At 62.6% G+C, this 18,927-nt stretch carries 15 protein-coding genes; 11 read left to right on the top strand and 4 right to left on the bottom strand.

Annotation, left to right across the window (positions count from 1 at the left end; all coding sequences use genetic code 11):
- Positions 1-8 precede the first annotated feature (8 nt).
- Positions 9-83, bottom strand: a complete 75-nt coding sequence (pqqA, locus tag AC07R0_RS19215) for a pyrroloquinoline quinone precursor peptide PqqA (protein WP_315186447.1) — start codon at positions 81-83, stop codon at positions 9-11.
- Positions 84-311: 228 nt separating this feature from the next.
- On the opposite strand from pqqA, the gene AC07R0_RS19210 reads away from it, so the two are divergent.
- From AC07R0_RS19210 to AC07R0_RS19195, 4 genes are all read left to right on the top strand, one after another.
- Positions 312-1,661, top strand: coding sequence for an ATP-binding protein (locus tag AC07R0_RS19210; RefSeq protein WP_495106026.1), 1,350 nt, complete (start codon positions 312-314; stop codon positions 1,659-1,661).
- A gap of 83 nt (positions 1,662-1,744) precedes the next feature.
- Positions 1,745-2,377: a response regulator gene (locus AC07R0_RS19205; protein ID WP_495106025.1), complete on the top strand. Its 633-nt coding sequence runs from the start codon at positions 1,745-1,747 to the stop codon at positions 2,375-2,377.
- A gap of 222 nt (positions 2,378-2,599) precedes the next feature.
- A complete protein-coding gene (gene exaC / locus AC07R0_RS19200; RefSeq protein WP_495106024.1) occupies positions 2,600-4,120 on the top strand; it encodes an acetaldehyde dehydrogenase ExaC in 1,521 nt (506 codons plus the stop codon).
- Between the two features lie 65 nt (positions 4,121-4,185).
- Entirely contained in the window at positions 4,186-4,557 is a 372-nt protein-coding gene (locus AC07R0_RS19195; RefSeq protein WP_495106023.1) for a DUF779 domain-containing protein, read from the top strand.
- 7 nt (positions 4,558-4,564) lie between these two features.
- Here the strand turns inward: AC07R0_RS19195 and AC07R0_RS19190 are convergent, their stop codons facing one another.
- Positions 4,565-5,329 carry an ATP-binding cassette domain-containing protein gene (locus AC07R0_RS19190; protein WP_495106022.1) on the bottom strand — a complete coding sequence of 255 codons (765 nt, stop codon included), beginning with the start codon at positions 5,327-5,329 and terminating at the stop codon, positions 4,565-4,567.
- Positions 5,330-5,503: 174 nt separating this feature from the next.
- Between AC07R0_RS19190 and AC07R0_RS19185 the strand changes: the two genes are divergently transcribed.
- The 4 genes from AC07R0_RS19185 to AC07R0_RS19170 all read left to right on the top strand — a co-directional run bounded on the left by AC07R0_RS19185 (position 5,504) and on the right by AC07R0_RS19170 (position 10,029).
- Entirely contained in the window at positions 5,504-6,715 is a 1,212-nt protein-coding gene (locus AC07R0_RS19185; protein ID WP_495106021.1) for a type 1 periplasmic-binding domain-containing protein, read from the top strand.
- A complete protein-coding gene (locus tag AC07R0_RS19180) occupies positions 6,697-7,509 on the top strand; it encodes an ABC transporter permease (protein ID WP_495106020.1) in 813 nt (270 codons plus the stop codon). Before AC07R0_RS19185 ends, AC07R0_RS19180 begins: the two co-directional genes overlap by 19 nt.
- Before the next feature lie 300 nt (positions 7,510-7,809).
- Positions 7,810-9,540, top strand: a complete 1,731-nt coding sequence (locus AC07R0_RS19175) for a PQQ-dependent methanol/ethanol family dehydrogenase (protein ID WP_495106019.1) — start codon at positions 7,810-7,812, stop codon at positions 9,538-9,540.
- A gap of 156 nt (positions 9,541-9,696) precedes the next feature.
- Positions 9,697-10,029, top strand: a complete 333-nt coding sequence (locus tag AC07R0_RS19170; RefSeq protein WP_495106018.1) for a c-type cytochrome — start codon at positions 9,697-9,699, stop codon at positions 10,027-10,029.
- Between the two features lie 46 nt (positions 10,030-10,075).
- On the opposite strand, the gene AC07R0_RS19165 is transcribed toward AC07R0_RS19170, so the two are convergent.
- A complete protein-coding gene (locus tag AC07R0_RS19165) occupies positions 10,076-12,127 on the bottom strand; it encodes a sigma-54-dependent Fis family transcriptional regulator (RefSeq protein ID WP_495106017.1) in 2,052 nt (683 codons plus the stop codon).
- A gap of 315 nt (positions 12,128-12,442) precedes the next feature.
- Between AC07R0_RS19165 and pedF the strand changes: the two genes are divergently transcribed.
- Together pedF and AC07R0_RS19155 are read left to right on the top strand one after the other, a co-directional pair.
- Positions 12,443-12,931 carry a cytochrome c-550 PedF gene (pedF, locus tag AC07R0_RS19160; protein ID WP_495106016.1) on the top strand — a complete coding sequence of 163 codons (489 nt, stop codon included), beginning with the start codon at positions 12,443-12,445 and terminating at the stop codon, positions 12,929-12,931.
- A 34-nt stretch (positions 12,932-12,965) separates the two neighbouring features.
- Positions 12,966-13,853 carry a substrate-binding periplasmic protein gene (locus tag AC07R0_RS19155; RefSeq protein WP_495106015.1) on the top strand — a complete coding sequence of 296 codons (888 nt, stop codon included), beginning with the start codon at positions 12,966-12,968 and terminating at the stop codon, positions 13,851-13,853.
- Positions 13,854-13,895: 42 nt separating this feature from the next.
- On the opposite strand, the gene AC07R0_RS19150 is transcribed toward AC07R0_RS19155, so the two are convergent.
- Positions 13,896-14,867 carry a PQQ-dependent catabolism-associated beta-propeller protein gene (locus tag AC07R0_RS19150; protein WP_495106014.1) on the bottom strand — a complete coding sequence of 324 codons (972 nt, stop codon included), beginning with the start codon at positions 14,865-14,867 and terminating at the stop codon, positions 13,896-13,898.
- On the opposite strand from AC07R0_RS19150, the gene hrpA reads away from it, so the two are divergent.
- Positions 14,866-18,918, top strand: coding sequence for an ATP-dependent RNA helicase HrpA (gene hrpA, locus AC07R0_RS19145; RefSeq protein ID WP_495106013.1), 4,053 nt, complete (start codon positions 14,866-14,868; stop codon positions 18,916-18,918). The genes AC07R0_RS19150 and hrpA overlap by 2 nt on opposite strands.
- The last annotated feature ends 9 nt before the right edge of the window (positions 18,919-18,927 follow it).

The raw sequence follows: 18,927 nt of genomic DNA, 5'->3' as shown, positions 1-18,927 counted from the left end.
GGCCCGGGTCAGCGGTTGGCGATGTACATCGTGATTTCAAAGCCAAAGCGCATATCGCTGGCGGTTGGTGTTTCCCATTTCATGTTCGGTCTCCTGTGTGTTTGCTCCGCACGTCGCGGAAGGAAGTACTTTCAGCCCATCTGCGAGTACCGAGGAGAAGTGTGCGCGGCCTTGTGGCATTGCGGCATCGCGCATCCATGGATTCGGCTCTCATGATTTTCATGAGCCGGGCATAAATGCTGGCACGGGCTGTGCGATCAGACCGGGCAGGCATTCCTCCCGGACAGAATTTTTTACCGAGCCGACATCCCATGAGCCTACGACTGCAACTCAATCTGATCATCACCGCCATGCTGGGCATATTTGCCTCGATGCTCATCGGCCTGCAGATCGACAACACCCGGCGCAGCGTGCATGAGGAGGTGCAGGGGGCCAACGTGGTGGCGGCCCAGCTGCTGTCGCGCATGCAGTGGGTGTATGGGGCCAGCGGCCTGGATGGAATGGCCGGCTATCTGGCGCAGGTCGGGCGCATACGGGCGAACGAGGTCGAGTTGCGGGACGACCACGACACGCTGATCTACCAGTCGCCGGCGCCCGTCTACAAGGCCGGACGCGAGTCGCCCAAGTGGTACAGCGACATCGTCGCGCCGCCGCTGCCGCAAAAGGAAATCAAGCTGCCCAATGGCCGCATCGTGCTGCGGGCCGACCCATCACGCGCGATTCTGGATGGCTGGGACGACCTGAGCCCCATGCTGTGGCTGGTGCTGGCAGGGTTTGTGCTGAGTAATGTGCTGGTATACGCCCTGGTGGGCCAGGTGCTGAAGCCTTTGCACCGGGTGGTGCAGGGCTTGCGCAGCGTCGCCGAGGGGGACTACGGCACCCGGCTGCTCGGCCTGTCGGGCCGCGAGGGGCGTTCTATCAGCCTGGCGTTCAACCATATGGCGCAGTCGGTGCAGGACAGCATCGAGGCCAAGCGGCAGGCCAGGGAGGCCACGCAGGCCTTGGCCGAGAACCGCGAACTCACCCAGACCATCCAGGCGCGGATTGAGCTGGAGCGCGGCGCCATCGCCCGCGAACTGCATGACGAGCTGGGCCAGCAGGTAACGGCGATCAAGAGCGTGGGGTTGGCGATTGCCCGCCGGGCCGCCGGCAAAGATGGTTTTACCGAGGAATCGGCGCGCCTGGTGATGGGTTGCGCCGACCAGATCCATGTCAGCGTGCACCGCCTGATCTCCACCTTGCGCCCGCTGGCGCTGGACCGCTTCGGCCTGCACGATGCGCTGCGCGACATGTTGGCCGACTTCCAGCTGCACCACCCCGAGGTGGTGTTGAACTTCGACATGTCCGATGCCCTGGACGGGCTGGACGACGCGGTCGTCACAGCGGTCTACCGCATCATCCAGGAAGCGGTGAACAACGCCTTGCGCCATGCGCAGGCGCAGCGCATCGATGTGCGCGTGCATGTGTCCGGCGAATCCCTGGGTATGGATGTTGCTGATGACGGGACAGGTCGGGTCGGTTTGTTCCAGGCGACTGGGCGCTACGGCCTGTCCGGCATGCGTGAGCGGGCGCAGGCCTTGGGTGGCAGTTTTGAACTCGACCAGATGGAGCCCGCCGGTGTGCGGGTGCGGGTGAGTTTGCCCTTGAAAAACAAGCAATAGGATTTGCGCAGCGCCCCATGTGCCGCCCTTTGGGTGGGCAAGGGTCTTGCGGAAGTCCGGAATAGGTGGACAGAGTGAAAGTCATGCTGGTCGACGATCACGCCGTGGTGCGCATGGGCTTCAAGCTCCTGCTGCAGGCGTCGGAGGACATTCGGGTGGTGGCCGAAGCCGATAGCGGCGAGGCCGCCTGCCAGGCGTACTGCGTGGCCATGCCGGACGTGGTGGTGATGGACATTGCGATGGCCGGCATGGGCGGCATAGAGGCGATCAAGCGCCTGGTCGCCAAGGACAGCCGCGTGCGGATACTCGCACTGTCCGCGCATGAGGACATCAGCCATCCGACGCGCGCGCTACAGGCCGGCGCCATGGGCTATCTGTCCAAGCGCAGCGCGCCCGAGGTGCTGATCGATGCCCTGCGGGCGGTGGCCAAGGGCCAGCGCTATGTGGATGCGCAGATTGCGCAGCGCATTGCGGTGCAGGCCATCAGCGGCGGCAAGGGGCCGATCGAGAAGCTGTCGGGCCGGGAGTTCGAGGTATTTGCGCAGCTCGCGCGCGGGCAGTCGGTGGTGCAGATATCCGAGACGCTCAGGCTGTCCAGCTCGACCGTGGGATCGCATCTGTACAACATCAAGCAAAAGCTGGGTTTGATCAACCAGGCCGAGATCACCCTGCTGGCGGTGCGGCACGGTGTGATCGACGTAACGGCCGAGTGCTAGGAGCCTAGAGCTGTGTCACTGTCCTGTTGCTTTGTAGGACAGGTGTTCAATATTGGCACAGTCTGCAAAGGACCGGTAGCCTCCTGCTCGGTGTGCAACACAGCGTTTCCCCAATGAAATCAATATTTGCAGACCGCTTGTCCGCCCTGGCACGGGACTTGTAGAGGTATGGGGGCCCGCAAGGGAAACATTCCAACCCAACTACCTTTCCAGGAGACAAACGTGCTCTACGCAAACCCAGGTACCGCCGGTGCCAAAGTCGCTTACAAAGCGCAATACGACAACTTCATTGGTGGCAAGTGGGTGGCACCCACCAAAGGTGAATACTTCAATGTCATCACCCCCGTCACGGGCAAGGCCTACACCATGGCCGCACGCTCCACCGCCGAAGACGTGGAGCTGGCGCTGGACGCCGCCCACGCCGCGGCCGACGCCTGGGGCCGCACCTCTGCGGCAGAGCGCTCGAACATCCTGCTGCAGATTGCCGACCGCCTGCAGGCCAATCTGGAAATGCTGGCCTATGCCGAGACGGTGGACAACGGCAAGCCGATTCGCGAAACGCTGAACGCGGACATTCCGCTGGCGGTGGACCATTTCCGCTACTTTGCCGGTTGCGTGCGTTCGCAGGAAGGCGGACTGAGCAATATCGACGAAAACACCGTGGCATACCACTTCCAGGAGCCTCTGGGCGTGGTCGGCCAGATCATTCCCTGGAACTTCCCGATCCTGATGGCGGCCTGGAAGCTGGCTCCCGCCATTGGCGCCGGCAACTGCGTGGTGCTCAAGCCCGCGGAGTCCACTCCGATCAGCATCTTGATCGTGGCCGAGTTGATTGCCGATTTGCTGCCACCCGGCGTGCTCAACATCGTCAATGGCTATGGCCGCGAAGCCGGCATGCCGCTGGCCACCAGCAAGCGCATCGCGAAGATCGCCTTCACCGGCTCCACCACCACCGGACGGGTGATTGCGCAGGCCGCCGCCAACAACCTGATTCCGGCCACGCTGGAACTGGGCGGCAAGTCGCCCAATGTGTTCTTTGCCGACATCATGGATAAGGACGATGGCTTCCTCGACAAAGCCATCGAGGGCCTGGTGCTGTTCGCCTTCAACCAGGGCGAAGTCTGCACCTGCCCATCGCGGGCCCTGATCCAGGAATCCATCTACGACAAGTTCATGGAGCGCGTGCTGAAGCGCGTGGCCGCCATCGTGCAAGGCAGCCCGCTGGATACCGACACCATGATGGGCGCGCAGGCTTCCAAGGAGCAGCTCACCAAGATCCTGTCCTACCTCGATCTGGGCAAGCAGGAGGGCGCGCAGGTGCTGATCGGCGGCAACCAGGCGCATTTGAGCGGCGATCTGGCCGGCGGCTACTATGTGCAGCCCACGCTGTTCAAGGGCCACAACAAGATGCGGATCTTCCAGGAGGAAATCTTCGGCCCGGTGCTGGCGGTCACTACTTTCAAGGATGAAGCGGAAGCATTGGAAATTGCAAACGACACGTTATATGGTCTGGGTGCCGGTGTGTGGAGTCGTAACGGCAATGTGGCTTACCGCATGGGTCGCGCCATCAAGGCAGGTCGTGTATGGACTAACTGTTACCACGCGTACCCTGCACATGCTGCATTCGGTGGTTACAAGGAATCGGGCATTGGCCGTGAAACCCACAAAGTGATGCTGGACCACTACCAGCAAACCAAGAACCTGCTGGTCAGCTACAGCGAACAAAAGCTCGGCTTCTTCTGATCTTCAACCCAAGGTAGCTAGACACAAGGGGCCGGCAACGGCCCCTTTATTCCATGGAGAGCGAAATGGTTGACAAAGTGATTGCCACCCCGGCCGCGCTGGAGCTGGTGGAGTTCCTGAAGAAGAAGCACGGCGCAATGATGTTCCACCAGTCGGGCGGATGCTGCGACAACAGCGCCGCCAACTGCTATCTGCCGGGTGAAATCACCATGGGCGCCGGCGATGTCTACCTGGGCGATATTGGCGGCTGCCCTTTCTACATCGGCCGCGCCCAGTATGCGTACTGGAAGCACACCCAGCTCATCATTGACGTGATCGAGGGCCACGGCGGAACCTTCTCGCTGGAAGGGCCGGAGGGCAAGGCTTTTCACACCCGCTCCAGGGTGTTTACGGAGGCTGAAATGGCCGAGCTGTTCGGATCGCCCGACGCTGCCTGAAGCCTGCTCAGGCGCCCATGGTAGAGGGGCAGAGCCGTAGAAACGCCTGCTCCAGATGGGTCGCCCCGGACTGTTCGATCAAACCCTGGGGCAGCCCGTCAAACACCACGCGGCCCTTGTCCAGCACGACGACTCGGTCGGCATTGCGCACCTCGTCCACCAGATGGGTGGCCCACAGGATGGCCACGCCTTCGGTGCGTGCCAGGCGCTCCACGGCCCATATCAGGTCCTGGCGGGATGCGGGGTCCAGCCCGACCGTGGCCTCGTCCATCAGCAGGATTCTCGGCTGGTGCAAGAGTGCGCGAATGAGTTCCACCTTGCGCCGGTTGCCCCCCGACAGCGCCCGCACCGCCAGTTTCGCCTGGGCGGCCAGCCCATGCAGTTCCAGTCCGGCAGCGATGCGCTGGCGCGCAGTCTTGCGCGCCATGCCGTGCAGGTCGGTGTGAAAGTACAGATTGGCCTGGACACTCAGATCCAGATCCAGCGACGACTGCTGAAACACCATGCCCAGGCCTGCCAGTGCCCGGCTGGCCTGTGTCTGCATGTCGTATTCCAGGATCGACAGCTGGCCGGTATCGGCAACGAACAGGCCGCTCAGGATTTGCATCAGCGTGGATTTGCCCGCGCCATTGGGTCCCAGCAGGGCCACGAACTGCCCGGGCTGCAGATGCAGGTGCACGGCCGTCAATGCGGCTTTCGCCCCATAGGACTTGCAGATGTTGCTGGCCTGCAGTACGACCAGGGCGGCGGTGTTGGGTGGGGTAGTGCTCATGCTTGTTGTTCTTGCTTTGCGGTTCAAAGCAATTGCCGTTCCTGCTTTGGGAGCAGTGGCACTTATCTTGCGGTTCTCTTCGAGCTTGCCGCATTTCGTGGCACCAACTTTGATGTACTTGGGGGCAGAGCACCCCGAGTCATGAAAGTTGTTTCACTTTTAAAAAGAGAAGCTATGCAGACACATGGTCTGATTCGATGCCGGTGGTGGCATGGCGTTTGGGCGCTGGCGCTTTTCGTCTGCCAGTCCTGCCAGTGGGCAAGCGCTGCGCCATGGACGGTCGCGCTGGTGGGCCTGGAGGACGACGCCCGCTACCAGGCACGCCAGCTGGAGCAAGCCTATCCCGGCCATCCCGCGGGCCGGCCAGGCGATGCCGCCAGCGTCGCGCTGGAGGAGTCCGCGTCGGAGCTGGAGGCTGCCGGCCACCGCTTGCAGATCAAGCCGTTCATGGCCAGCAATGCCGCGGATCTGCCGCGCGTGATGGCGCAGATCCAGGCGGCCAGAATTCCCTATGTGCTGCTGGATCTGCCCGATGCCGAGCTGCAGCACATCGCCAGCGCGGGCGTATCGGGAGCCGCTGCGTCCATACTGTTCAATATCGGCTCGGCATCGGACGAAATGCGCGGCGCGGCGTGTTCCGCCTCCATGCTGCACACTTATCCCAGCGGCCATATGTTGAACGATGCCTTGGTCCAGTACCTGGCTGCGCGGTCCTGGACGCAGGCCCTGGTGCTGTATGGCCCGCAGGCGCAGGACAAGGTGCAGTTAGACTCCTTTCTGCGGTCGGCCAAGCGCTATGGCCTGCGGGCGCAAAAGACTTCTGCGTTCAAGGTGTCCGGCGATCCGCGCGAGCGCGATCTGAGCAATACGCGCTTGCTCACCAACGACAAAGGCTATGACGTGGTGGCGGTGCTGGACAGCGAAGGTGAATTCGCCCGTGCACTGCCTTACAACACGCAGTGGCCCAGGCCGGTGGTGGGGGCGAACGGCCTGGTGGCCATGGCTTGGCATCCGCACTGGGACCGCAACGGCGCGCCGCAACTGTCGCGCCGGTTTGCCCGGGCTGCGCACCGGCCCATGACGGCGCACGACTGGGCCGCGTGGATCGCCGTGAAGGCGATTGTTGCGGTCCTGTCGGAGCAACCCAAGGCCACGCTGCCCGAGCAGCTCAGGCTGCTGCGCAGCGGCAAGATCTATGTGGACGGATTCAAGGGACAGCGCCTGTCGTTCCGTCCCTGGGACGGGCAGCTGCGTCAGCCCATATTTCTGGCCCACGCCGATGGCGTGGTGGCTGCCGCACCGATGGACGGCGTTCTGCATCCCACCGAAGTGCTGGACACCTTGGGTGTCGACGAGAAGGAAAGCACATGCAGCAAGCACCCCTGATGTCCCATCTGGCCCGCGCCCTGCGCGCGGTGGTTGGCCGGGAGCTGCTGAAGTTCATGCGCCAGCCCGCGCGCCTGGCGTCGTCGCTGGTGCGGCCGCTGCTGTGGTTTGTGGTGTTCTCCGCCGGCTTCCATAACGTGTTTGGCATTGCGATCATTCCGCCGTACGAGACCTATGTCGAATACAAGGTGTACATGCTGCCCGGCCTGCTGGGCATGATCGCGTTGTTCAATGGCATGCAGAGTTCCTTGTCTATGGTGTACGACCGCGAGATGGGCGTGATGCGCCTGCTCTTGACGGCGCCGCTGGCGCGCGGCTGGTTGCTGGCCTTCAAGCTCGGTGCCGCAACCACCTTGTCGGTTCTGCAGATGCTGGTCTTCCTCGGCATTGCCTGGGCTTTTGGCGTGGACGCGGAGGGCTGGAACTGGCTCTTCGCCGTGCCGTGGATGGCGCTGGGCGCCACCATGCTCGCCGCCTTCGGGCTGATGCTGTCGGTGTATGTGAAACAGCTGGAGAATTTTGCGGGGGCGATGAACTTTGTCATCTTTCCGATGTTCTTCATCAGCCCGGCCTTGTACCCGCTATGGAAGCTGCAGGAGTCGGGCGCGCAGTGGCTGTTTGAGCTGGCCCGTTTAAACCCGTTCACGCATGTGGTGGAGCTGATCCGCTTTGCCATGCAGGGGCAGTTCAACGCCCAATCCTGCGCCGTTGTGGCGGTAGGCGGCATCGTCTTTTTCACGCTGGCCTTGCGTGGCTACGACCCGCAGCGCGGCTGGATCCGGCAGCGCGGATAAGCGCTGTTGCAACACTGAGCCGCAGTGACATTGCTACCGAGCGGAACACTGTTGTACCAGGCAGTGGTTCATATTGGAACAGTCTTGTGTCACAGGGCTGAAAAACTGAATCGGCATCGCACACATCTGCGCATTCAAGTGGCTTTTTCCCGGGGCAGATAGCCCTGAAATACCACGCAATCGACTGGCATGCATATTGCGCAAAGCATGGTGGTTGATTGCTTTGCACCAGGCAAAGAGTGATCCGATGCCACTGCTTTTGCCAAGGCAGTGTTTTGAGCCAGCACTTAAACAGGAGACATGATTGTGAAAAGAAAAATACTCGGCTTACTCATTGCCGCGGGTACCGCGCACGTGGGGGCACAAGTGACCGATGCCATGATTGCCAACGACGCGACGGATACGGAATCCGTGCTGAGCTGGGGGCTGGGAACGCAAGGCCAGCGCTTCTCGCCGCTCACCACCATCAACACCGGCAACGTCAGCCGCCTGGTGCCGGCGTGGTCCATGTCGTTCGGCGGTGAAAAGCAGCGCGGCCAGGAATCGCAGCCGCTGGTCTACAAAGGCAAGATGTTTGTCACAGCCTCGTATTCGCGCATTTTTGCCATCGACGTCAAGACCGGCGAAAAGCTGTGGAAGTACGAGCACCGTCTGCCCGAAGGCATCATGCCCTGCTGCGACGTGGTGAACCGGGGCGCTGCGCTCTATGACAACCTGGTGATCTTCGGCACGCTGGATGCGCAGCTGGTGGCCTTGGACCAGAGCACAGGCAAGGTGGTGTGGCGCGAAAAGATCGACGATTACTCTGCCGGCTACAGCTACACCGCAGCGCCGTTGATTGCCGATGGCCTGCTGTTGACCGGCGTATCCGGCGGTGAGTTTGGCGTCGTCGGGCGGGTTGAAGCGCGTGACCCCAAGACCGGAAAAATGGTCTGGAGCCGCCCGGTGGTGGAGGGTCATATGGGCTACCTCAACGGCAAGGAAAACGGCATCAGCGGCACCACGAATGCCAGCTGGCCCGGCGAAACCTGGAAGACCGGTGGGGCAGCCACCTGGCTGGGCGGCACCTACGATGCGAAGACCGGCCTGGCTTATTTCGGTACCGGCAATCCCGGCCCGTGGAACAGCCACGTGCGCAAGGGCGACAACCTGTACTCCGCCTCCACGGTGGCGATTGATGTCAAGACCGGCAAGATCGTGTGGCACTACCAGGGCACGCCGAACGACGCCTGGGACTTCGATGGCGTGAACGAGTTCGTGACCTTCGACATGGATGGCAAACGGGTGGGCGGCAAGGCCGACCGCAATGGCTTCTTCTATGTGATAGACGCCACCGGCGGCAAGCTGCTGAATGCGTTTCCGTTTGTGAAGAAGACCACCTGGGCCAGCAGCATCGACCTGGAAACGGGCCGTCCCAATTTTGACGCGGCCAACCGCCCGGGGGACCCCAGCGCAGCGGGCGGCGACGGTAAAAAAGGTGCATCCGTCTTTTCAGCACCGGGCTTTCTCGGTGGCAAGAACCAGATGCCCATGGCCTACAGCCCGAAGACAAAACTGTTCTATGTACCCACCAACGAATGGGGCATGGAGATATGGAACGAACCCATCAGCTACAAGAAGGGCGGCGCCTATCTGGGGGCGGGCTTCACCATCAAGCCGCTGTTCGAGGACCATATCGGCTCCCTGCGCGCCATCGATCCCAAGACCGGCAACGTGGCTTGGGAGGTCAAGAACAACGCGCCTCTGTGGGGCGGCGTGCTGACCACCGCGGGTGACCTGGTGTTCTGGGGCACGCCCGAGGGCTACCTGAAAGCCGCAGACGCCAAGACCGGCAAGGTGCTGTGGCAGTTTCAAACCGGCTCCGGCGTGGTGGCTCCTCCCATCACTTGGAATGACGGCGCAGACCAGTACGTGAGCGTGGTGTCTGGCTGGGGCGGTGCCGTGCCGCTGTGGGGCGGCGAGGTGGCCAAGAAGGTCAACTTCCTGGAGCAGGGCGGTTCGGTCTGGACATTCAAGCTGGCGTCAAAGTAGGTCGGACGCTGGCTGCTATGGGATGGCTCTGGTCCGCTGGATTGGCTGCGGCCAGAGCCTATTTTTAACTTTTGCAGGACTTGCGCAAGATCTCCTGTTCGCCCAAAGGGCGGCATAGAAGGCGCTACGCAAGTCCTATTTTGAAATCGATTGATCATGCGCATCCTCCTCGCCCCCCTCTTGTTGTTATCGGGTGCGCTCCATGCGGCGCAGCCCATGAGCGCCGCCGACGTCAAGGCAGCGATGGAACTGGCAAAGAACAGCGGCTGTTTCACCTGCCATTCCGCCTCTGAGAAAATCGTGGGCCCCTCGTATGCCAGCGTTGCCGCCAAGTACAGCGCCGACAAGGACGCTGTGGCATCCCTGGTGCAATCCATTCAATACGGATCCAAGGGCAAGTGGGGACGTATTCCCATGCCGCCCCATGCCTCGCTCAGTCCGGACGAGTTGAACACGCTAGCGCGCTGGGTCATGACTATCGACAAATAGGGGACTGGCAACACAACGTCTCGCCAGATCCGCCGCGGCTGTCGCGTCAACCCCAGACGTCGTCGGGCAGCTGCGCCTTCTTGCGATAGATGGTGTTGCGGGACACGCCCAGCAGCTTCGCGGCGACCGAGACATTGCCGCCGGTAGCGCGCAGCGCCCGGGCCATGGCTTCCAGGGCCACGTCCTCCAGGCTACTGGTCTCCTTGGCCGTGGAGGGGGCGAGTACCAAGCCGGCCGGCGTTTCGACCCTGATCTGCAGTCCCGGCGCAGGGGCCTTAGGCTGTGCTGAACTCACGTAGTTCATCTCGTCCAGAAAGTCCTCCGGCAGGTGGCAGATCTCGATTTCTTCGGCGCATCCCGCCATCACCACGGCCGTGCGCAGCAGGTTGAACAGCTGGCGGAAGTTGCCGGGCCAAGGGTATTGGTGGAACATCGCCATAACTTCGCTGGAGATGCCTACGGGCACCGCCGCCTGGCACACGCTGGCCAGGATTTTGCGCGTCACCACATCCAGGTCCTGGCGCTCGCGCAAGGCCGGTAGGCGCACGACCAGTCCATTCAGGCGGTAGTACAAGTCCTCGCGGAACTCGCCCCGGGCGATCATTTCCTTGAGGTTCTTATTGGTGGCGCAGATCACGGCCACATCCACCTCCACCTCTTTGCCTGCGCCCAGCGGGCTGACCTTGCGTTCCTGGAGCACGCGCAACAGCCGCGCCTGCAGATGCTTGGGCATGTCGCCAATTTCGTCCAGAAACAGCGTTCCACCATTGGCGAACTGCACCTTGCCCATGGCGCCCTTGCGCTTGGCTCCGGTAAATGCGCCTTCCTCGTAGCCGAAGAGTTCCGACTCGATCAGGGTCTCCGGAATGGAGGCGCAATTCACCGAAACAAAATTGTTGTTGGCGCGTGGCGAGTCGTTGTGGATGGCCTGCGCAAGCAAGTCCTTTCCGGTTCCGGTTTCGCCCAGGATCATGATCGGAATGTCGCGACCGCGTACCAGCTGCAATTTTTCAATCACGGCCGCAACCTGTTGATCGCCCGTATCCAGGTAGCGCAGGCTGGACAGCGCGGCTTTTTTATGCGCTCTGCTGTCCAGATGTGGCGACTTGCCCTCACTCTTGGCCGGCATCGCGGGCGCTGCCGTGTCGCTGCCCGAGAAGTCAATGGCATCGAACGCGCGTTGGCTTTTGATTTCTGCACGGCAGCAGATGGTGACGCCGTTGTGCAGGCAGAGCGAAGCCACATGCCCTTTCGCGGCTCGGACACGATCGTGAAATTGCGATGTGGAGATGCCGAAAAGAGAATAGAAAGTGTGGGCGCTCAGGGCCGTGGCGGACATGCCAAACTGGAACTGAGCGCTGCGATTGGCGGTGATGAAGCGCCCGTCCTGGTTGAAGACCGCAATGCCCTCCATCAGCGTCCCGAGGAACTCGGCGCGGGTGTGGAAGCGCACGAGGATTTCTGTGGGAAACACATCGGCAAACATGTGGTTCTCGATCATCTGCGCGGACATGCGTGCCAGCGCCATGGTGTGCTGGTGGTAGCTGCGGTAGTCGCCCGTGACGTCCAGCGCGCCGATGACTTTTCCGTGCGGGTCGAAGATGGGCGTGCACGAACAGGTGAGAAACCGGTTGGCCTGCAGGTAGTGCTGGTCGCCATGGACCACGATGGGCTTCTCCTCAGCCAGCGCGGTGCCGATGGCATTCGTGCCTTTGCCTTTTTCCGACCAGTCCACGCCTGGCTGCAAGGCCACCTTCGAAGCCTTCTGCAAAAAGTCTGCATCGCCCAGCGAATGCAGGATCATTCCGCTGCGTGTGGTGAGCAGAATCATGCTTTGCGTATTGGCGATCTGCTCGTACAGCGTTTCCATGACGGGCGCCGCATGCTGGTACAGAAAGCGGTTCTCTTCCAGCGCCTGGTTCATCAGGCCGCGTGCCGCGGCGGAAAGATCGGGGTTATCGAACTCTTCCAGTCCATATGCCTTGGAGCGCAGCTTGGAGGAACCAATCAGCGCAGAATACTCGGCGCCGATGAGCTGCGGTCCCGTGGCGGGATTGGATGTGGCTTCACCAACGACCAAATGGCTCTGTTGAATCATGTTGTCTCCGGGCGGCTCTCCTATCCGTTCCGGCTTTCAGCCCAAGGCAACAGGGTGCAGGTTGAAGCAAAAGCGGTGAACGGACGGAAGCGCTGGTTATTGTGTGCTGGGCGCATTTTGCTCCGTTTCGATACAGCACTCAACGTACAGGGACAGGCTTGCCGCGCCTGGAGTTTGATGTGCGTCAAATTGGCACAAACGATCCGTGTTTTGTACCGTGCATCCGGCAAATTGAGCCGCGGATGCCAGTGTTTTCACTGGCCCGGTATTTGCTGCCTTGCAAGACATCATGAACACAATATTGGAGGCAAAAGTATGAAACCGTTCTTCTCACACCGCGGCACCTGGGCGGCTGCTGGTTTGGCAGCTTGCTTGTCACTGGGCAGTTTGATGGCGATGGCGCATGGCGATGTGGTTCCGCAGTCGGTGGATACCAGCACCCTGCCGCAGCTCGGCAGCAAATGGCTGGATACCAACCCTTACTCGGCAGGCGATGGCCACAAGGAAGCGCTACGCATCGGCACTTCTGCCTACAACCAGAACTGCGCGCGCTGCCACGGGCTGGAGGCGATCTCGGGCGGCATCTCGCCCGATCTGCGCAAACTGGACGCCGATTGCACGGGGCTCGGGGACGAGGCCAAGAAACTGGCTTGCTTCAAGGAAATGGATGACTACTTCATCTCCACCGTGCGGCGCGGGCGTGCGCGCGACGGCCGGGTCTACATGCCGCCGTTCGAGGGCATCCTGACCCAGGAGGCCATTTGGTCGATCAAAACCTACCTGGAAACGCGCCGCGAGCCTTGAATCGTCAGGTGCCCATACACAACCGGAGACACACTTGAGCAACAAGCCATACACGCCGGCCACCAGCCGGTTGACGCGCAGAAGAATGCTGTGGGCCATGCCGCTTCTGGCCGGAGTGGTTCCCTCCGCCTGGACGCAGGAGCGCACGCCGATGGAGAGAATCAGGGCCAGCGGAATTCTTAAGGTCGCGCTCTACAAAGACAACGCTCCGTACTCGGACGGCTCCTCGGCCGGCATGACCGGCCTGGATGTCGGCCTGGCCCAGGCTTTAGCCAGGCAGCTGCAGCTCAATCTGTCGCTGCTGCCATTTGACGCCGGTGAAAACATGAACGATGACCTGCGTAATATGGTGTGGCGTGGTCACTATCTGGGATATGGACCCGCAGACGTGATGCTGCATGTACCGCTGGACAAATACTTCATGGACGAGAACCGGCAGGTGTTCATTTTTGGCCCCTATGCGCGTGAGCACCTGGTGGTCCTGCACAACCCGCGGGCTCTGCCACAGGTCTATAACCCGGAGGACCTGGTGCAGCAGAAGATCGCGGTGGAGCAAGGCAGCGGCGCGGCCAGTGCGCTCATGGGCTACAAGGGCGGCTTGCTGCGTGAGCAGGTCGCCATTTTCAAGACCGGCGTGGATGCCGCGAAAGCCATGCTGACCCAGCGTGCCAGCGCTGCCTTCGTCACATTGGCCCAGGCCGAGGCGGCTGTTTTCGAGCTCCGCCTGGATAAAAAGGACTGGGCTTTTTCCAGGCTGATGCTGCCCGGCATTTCCCCCAATGGCTGGCCGCTGGGCATGGCCGTCAAGGCCGGCAGCAAGGAGCTGGCAACCGTGCTGGACCAGGCCTTGGATGCGCTACGCCAAGGAGGCGAACTGTTGAAGATTTTTCAGTCGCAGGGCTTGACCTTGGCCGCACCGTAAATTTGCCGGTGCGGGCCCGGCGGGCTGTGTGGCCCGCGGCTTTCAGTTGGTCAGGATGGTGTGCGGTACCCGGCCTACCGGCACCGTTTTCAGTGCCTTGCCGCTGGCAGTGTCAATGATGCTCATGTCGTCCGACATGCCATTGGCCACATACAGGCGGGCGTTGTCCTTGCTCAGCGCCAGGCCCCAGGCTCTTTTTCCTACCAGCACCAGGCGGCGCACGGTGCGCGCCGCCACGTCCACTTCCGCGACATGGTTGGCGCGGCCCAATGCCACCCATACGGTTTTGCCGTCGGCCGTCATCAGTATGCCGACCGGCGTGATGTCGGCTGCGCGTATGCCGGTCAGCTGGAAGGGCAGGGTCTGCTTTACCTTCATGCTGGCGGTATCGATGATGCTGACGCTGGCACCGAGTTCGTTGCTCACCCACAGTTCGCTGCCGTCGGGCGCCATGGCAAAGCGCCTCGGGCGCATGCCGACCCTGGCCTGGCCGCTTACCTTGCGTGTGGCCACGTCCACGGCATACACCGCATTCGCCACCTCCGAAGTTACGTAGACAAACTTCCCATCGGCCGAGGCCAGTACACCTTCGGGCTCGGCTCCGGTCTTGACGGAGAACAAGGGTTTCTTGCTGGCCACGTCGTAGGCGGCCATCTGGCTGTCGTCCTCAATCGAAACATAGGCCGACTTGCCGTCGGGCGAGAGCGCGAATATCTCCGGGCTCTCGCCGGTGGGGATGGTGTCGATCTGCTTGCCGGTCTGGATGTCCACGACGCTGAGCTGATTGCCGTCGCCGCACGCAACCAGGATGTGCTGCCCGCCATGGGTCCACGCCATATGCCGTGGGCGTTTGCAGGCGGGAATGCTTTTGATGACCTTACCGTCGCCATCCATCTGCAAAATCTGGTTGTCTTTCTCGCTGCTCACAAATACGTCGGCGTATGCCGACGCGCTGAACAGCACACACAGGGACGCCAGCGGCGTGAGCAGGAATCGGTTCGAAAGCATGGGCATGGGTTTGTCTCCAAAGAATTTTTGTGGTCTATCTACGGTGTCGCCAGGGGCTAAACAGCCTTACGCACCGGTATATCAAAGCAAGCTAAGTGCCACTTGTGCTGACTCTGGCCGCGGGCGCACGGCAAGGGCCAAACGCAGCCCGGATAATCCACCCATGTTGAAAATTGAATTCCCCGCTTCGCTACCCGTCTCAGAACGGCGCGAAGAGATCGAAGCCGCCATTGCCGCCCACCAGGTGGTCATCATCTGCGGCGAAACCGGCTCCGGCAAAACCACCCAGCTACCCAAGATCGCCCTGGCCATGGGCCGCGGCAAACTGAACTACCCCGAAGGCCAACGCGGCAAGCTGATCGGCCACACCCAGCCGCGGCGCATTGCCGCCAGCTCGGTGGCGAAACGGATTGCCGAAGAGCTGAAGACGCCGCTAGGCGATGTGGTCGGCTTCAAGGTGCGCTTCCAGGACCGCCTGGGGCGCGACGCCTCGGTGAAGCTGATGACCGACGGCATCTTGCTGGCCGAGACGCAGACCGACCCGCTGCTGAACGCCTACGACACCATCATCATCGACGAGGCGCACGAGCGCAGCCTGAACATCGACTTCTTGCTCGGCTATCTGCGCCAGATCCTGCCGCGCCGCCCGGATTTGAAGATCATCGTCACCTCGGCAACCATCGACGCCGACCGCTTCGCCAAGCATTTCGAGTCCAAGAAAGGCCCGGCCCCGGTCATCATGGTGTCCGGCCGCATGTTCCCGGTGGAGCAGCGCTACCGGCCGTTCGAGGAAAGCCGCGACTACGGACTGAACGAGGCCATCGCCGACGCGGTGGACGAGCTCTGGCGCGACCCGCACAACGCCGGCGACATCCTGATCTTCCTGCCCGGCGAGCGCGAAATCCGCGAAGCCGCCGACCATTTGCGCAAGCATGTGAGCCACCAGCCGGTGTTCCGCAGTGCCGAGGTGCTGCCGCTGTTTGCGCGCCTGAGCCCGGCCGAGCAGGACCGGATTTTCGACAACCACGCCGGCGGCCGGCGCATCGTGCTGGCTACTAACGTGGCCGAGACTTCGCTCACGGTACCAGGCATCCGGTACGTGATTGACGCAGGTACGGCGCGCGTGAAGCGCTATTCTTTCCGTAGCAAGGTGGAGCAGCTGCTGGTCGAGCCTATCAGCCAAAGCTCCGCCAACCAGCGCGCCGGCCGCTGCGGCCGGGTCGCCAACGGTATCTGCATACGCCTGTACGACGAGCAAGACTTCAACGGCCGCCCGCGCTTTACCGACCCCGAAATCCTGCGCAGCTCGCTGGCCGGCGTGATCTTGCGCATGAAGTCGCTGCACCTGGGCATCGTCGAAGACTTTCCGTTTTTAGAGAAACCCCAGGGCCGCGCGATTGCCGACGGCTACCAGCTGCTGGCCGAACTGGGCGCAGTGGACGACGCAAACGAGCTGACCGGCACCGGCAAGGAGCTCGCCAAGCTGCCACTCGACCCGCGCGTCGGCCGCATGATTCTGGAGGCCCGCGACCGCAGCGCGCTCGACGAGGTGCTGGTGATTGCATCGGCCCTGAGCGTGCAGGACGTGCGCGACCGGCCCATGGACCTGCAGACCCAGGCCGACCAGGCACATGCCAAGTTTGACGACGACCGCAGCGAGTTCAGCGGCTACCTGAACCTGTGGAAGTGGATCAACGACGCCCGCGGTGGGGAGGGCGCACACAAGCTCAGCAACCGCCAGTACGAGCAGCTGCTGCGCCAGAACTTCATCAACATCCGCCGCGTGCGCGAGTGGCGCGACATCTACAGCCAGCTGCACACCGTGGTGGCCGAGCACAAATGGCGGCTCAACGCTGCGCCAGCCAGCTACGAGCAGATCCATCTGTCGATGCTGTCCGGCCTGCTGGGCAATATCGGCTGGAAGACCGAGGGCGACGAGGTCGCGCAGACCGAATACCTGGGCGCGCGCGGCATCAAGTTCCACCGCCATCCGGGCGCGCATCTGCGCAAGAAGCCGGGCCGCTGGATCGTGGTAGCCGAGCTGGTGGAAACCACGCGCCTGTTCGGCCGCGGCATTGCCGCCATCGAGCCGCAGTGGGTCGAGCAGGTGGCCGGCCATTTGCTGAAGAAGCAGCTGCTGGACCCGCACTGGGAAAAGAAGGCCAGCGAGGTCACCGCGCTGGAGCGGGCCACGCTATACGGCATCGTCATCTACAGCGGACGCCGCGCCAATTTCGGCCGGGTCGACCCGGTGGGTGCGCGGGAAATCTTCATCCGCGAAGCGCTGGTGCAGGGCCAATGGGACTGCAAGTTCCCGTTCCTGGCGGCCAACCTCAAGCTGATCAAGCAGGTGGAAGACCTGGAGCACAAGGCGCGCCGGCAGGACGTGCTGGTGGACGACGAACTGATCTACGCCTTCTACGACCAGCAGTTGCCCGCCGACGTATATGGCGGCGCCAGCTTCGAGCGCTGGTACCGTGACGCGCAGCAGATCAACCCCAAGCTGCTGATGCTGACCCGCGAAGAGCTGATGCGCCATGAGGCCGCCGGCATCACCACCCAGTCCTTCCCCAAGACCATCCGCCTCGGCGGCGTGGACTGCCTGGCGACCTATCTGCACGAACCCGGCGACGCCAAGGACGGCCTGACCGTCACCGTGCCGCTGTTCGTTCTGAACCAGGTGAACGACGAGCGCTGCGAATGGCTGGTGCCGGGCATGCTGAAAGACAAGATCCAGGCCTTGATCAAAACCCTGCACCAGCGCCCGCGCTCCCGCCTGGTGCCGCTGCCCGACACTGCCGCCAAGATGGCCGAGACGCTGAACGCGCCCGCGCTGTTCGGCCACGGCACCCTTGTCGATGCGGTGCTGAAGCTGGTGCGCGCCGCCACTTCGCTGGACGTGGTGCGGGCCGACATCAAGGCCGACATGCTCAGCCCGCACATGTTCATGAACTTCCGCGTGGTGGATGAGCATGGCCGTCAGCTGGGCACGGGCCGCAACCTGGGCGCGTTGAAATCCGAGCTGGGGGCGCAGGCGCGCGGAGCCTTCCAGGCGCTGGCCGGTTTGAAGATGGCGAGTAACGCCGCCGCTCAACCAGTTTCTAAGGAAAATCAGCCTGCAGCGCAGACAGTACCTTCGCAAGCAGCTACAAAAACCGCAGCAAAGCCGGCCACGCCAGCGAACCAGCGCTACACCGCCTGGACCTTTGGCGAGCTGCCAGAGCTGCTGGAAATCCAGAAGGGTGGCCAGACGCTGATCGGCTACCCCGGCCTGATCGACGCGGGCGATGCGGTGACCATCGAGGTCTTCGACGAGCCCGAGGTGGCTGCCGCCAAGCACCGCGCCGGCCTGCGCCGCCTGTTCTCGCTGCAGATCAAGGACGCGCTGAAGTACCTGGAAAAGAACATCCCCGACCTGCAGAAAATGGCCGTGGTCTTCATGCAGGTCGGCAAGAACGCCGATGGCTCCGGCGGCGGCACGATAGAAGAATTGCGTGCGCAGATCATCGACGTGGCGCTGGACCGGGCCTTTCTGCTCGACCCGCTGCCCACCGACGAATTCGACTTCAAGCGCCGCATCGACGAAGGCCGGGGCCGCCTGACCCTGATCGCCAACGAGGTGGCGCGGCTGGCGCTGACCATCCTGACGGAATACGCCACGGCCGCCCGCAAGATCAAGGACACCAAGAACGCACCCGACGCCACCGCCGACGCCGCCCAGCAGCTGGCGCGTTTGATGCCCAAGCGCTTCCTGGCGAACACGCCCTGGGGCCCGCTGCAGCACTACGCCCGCTACCTGAAGGCCATCACCGCGCGGCTGGACAAGTACCGCGCCGACCCAGCCCGCGACGCCGCCCGCCTAGCCGAGCTGCGCCCGCAGGAGCAGCGCTACTGGCGCCTGGTGGCCGAGCGCAAGGGCGTGGCGGATGCGCGCATGCAGGAGTTCCGCTGGCTGCTGGAGGAGCTGCGCGTCAGCTTCTTCGCGCAAGAACTGAAGACCCCGCAGCCGGTGAGCGCCAAGCGGCTGGATAAAGCCTGGGCGCAGCTGGGGGCTTGAGAGGCCGTT

This window comes from Rhodoferax sp. GW821-FHT07F03 (assembly GCF_059418745.1).
Note: the sequence above shows the minus strand (reverse complement) of the source record. Positions and strands in the feature narration are given on the sequence as shown.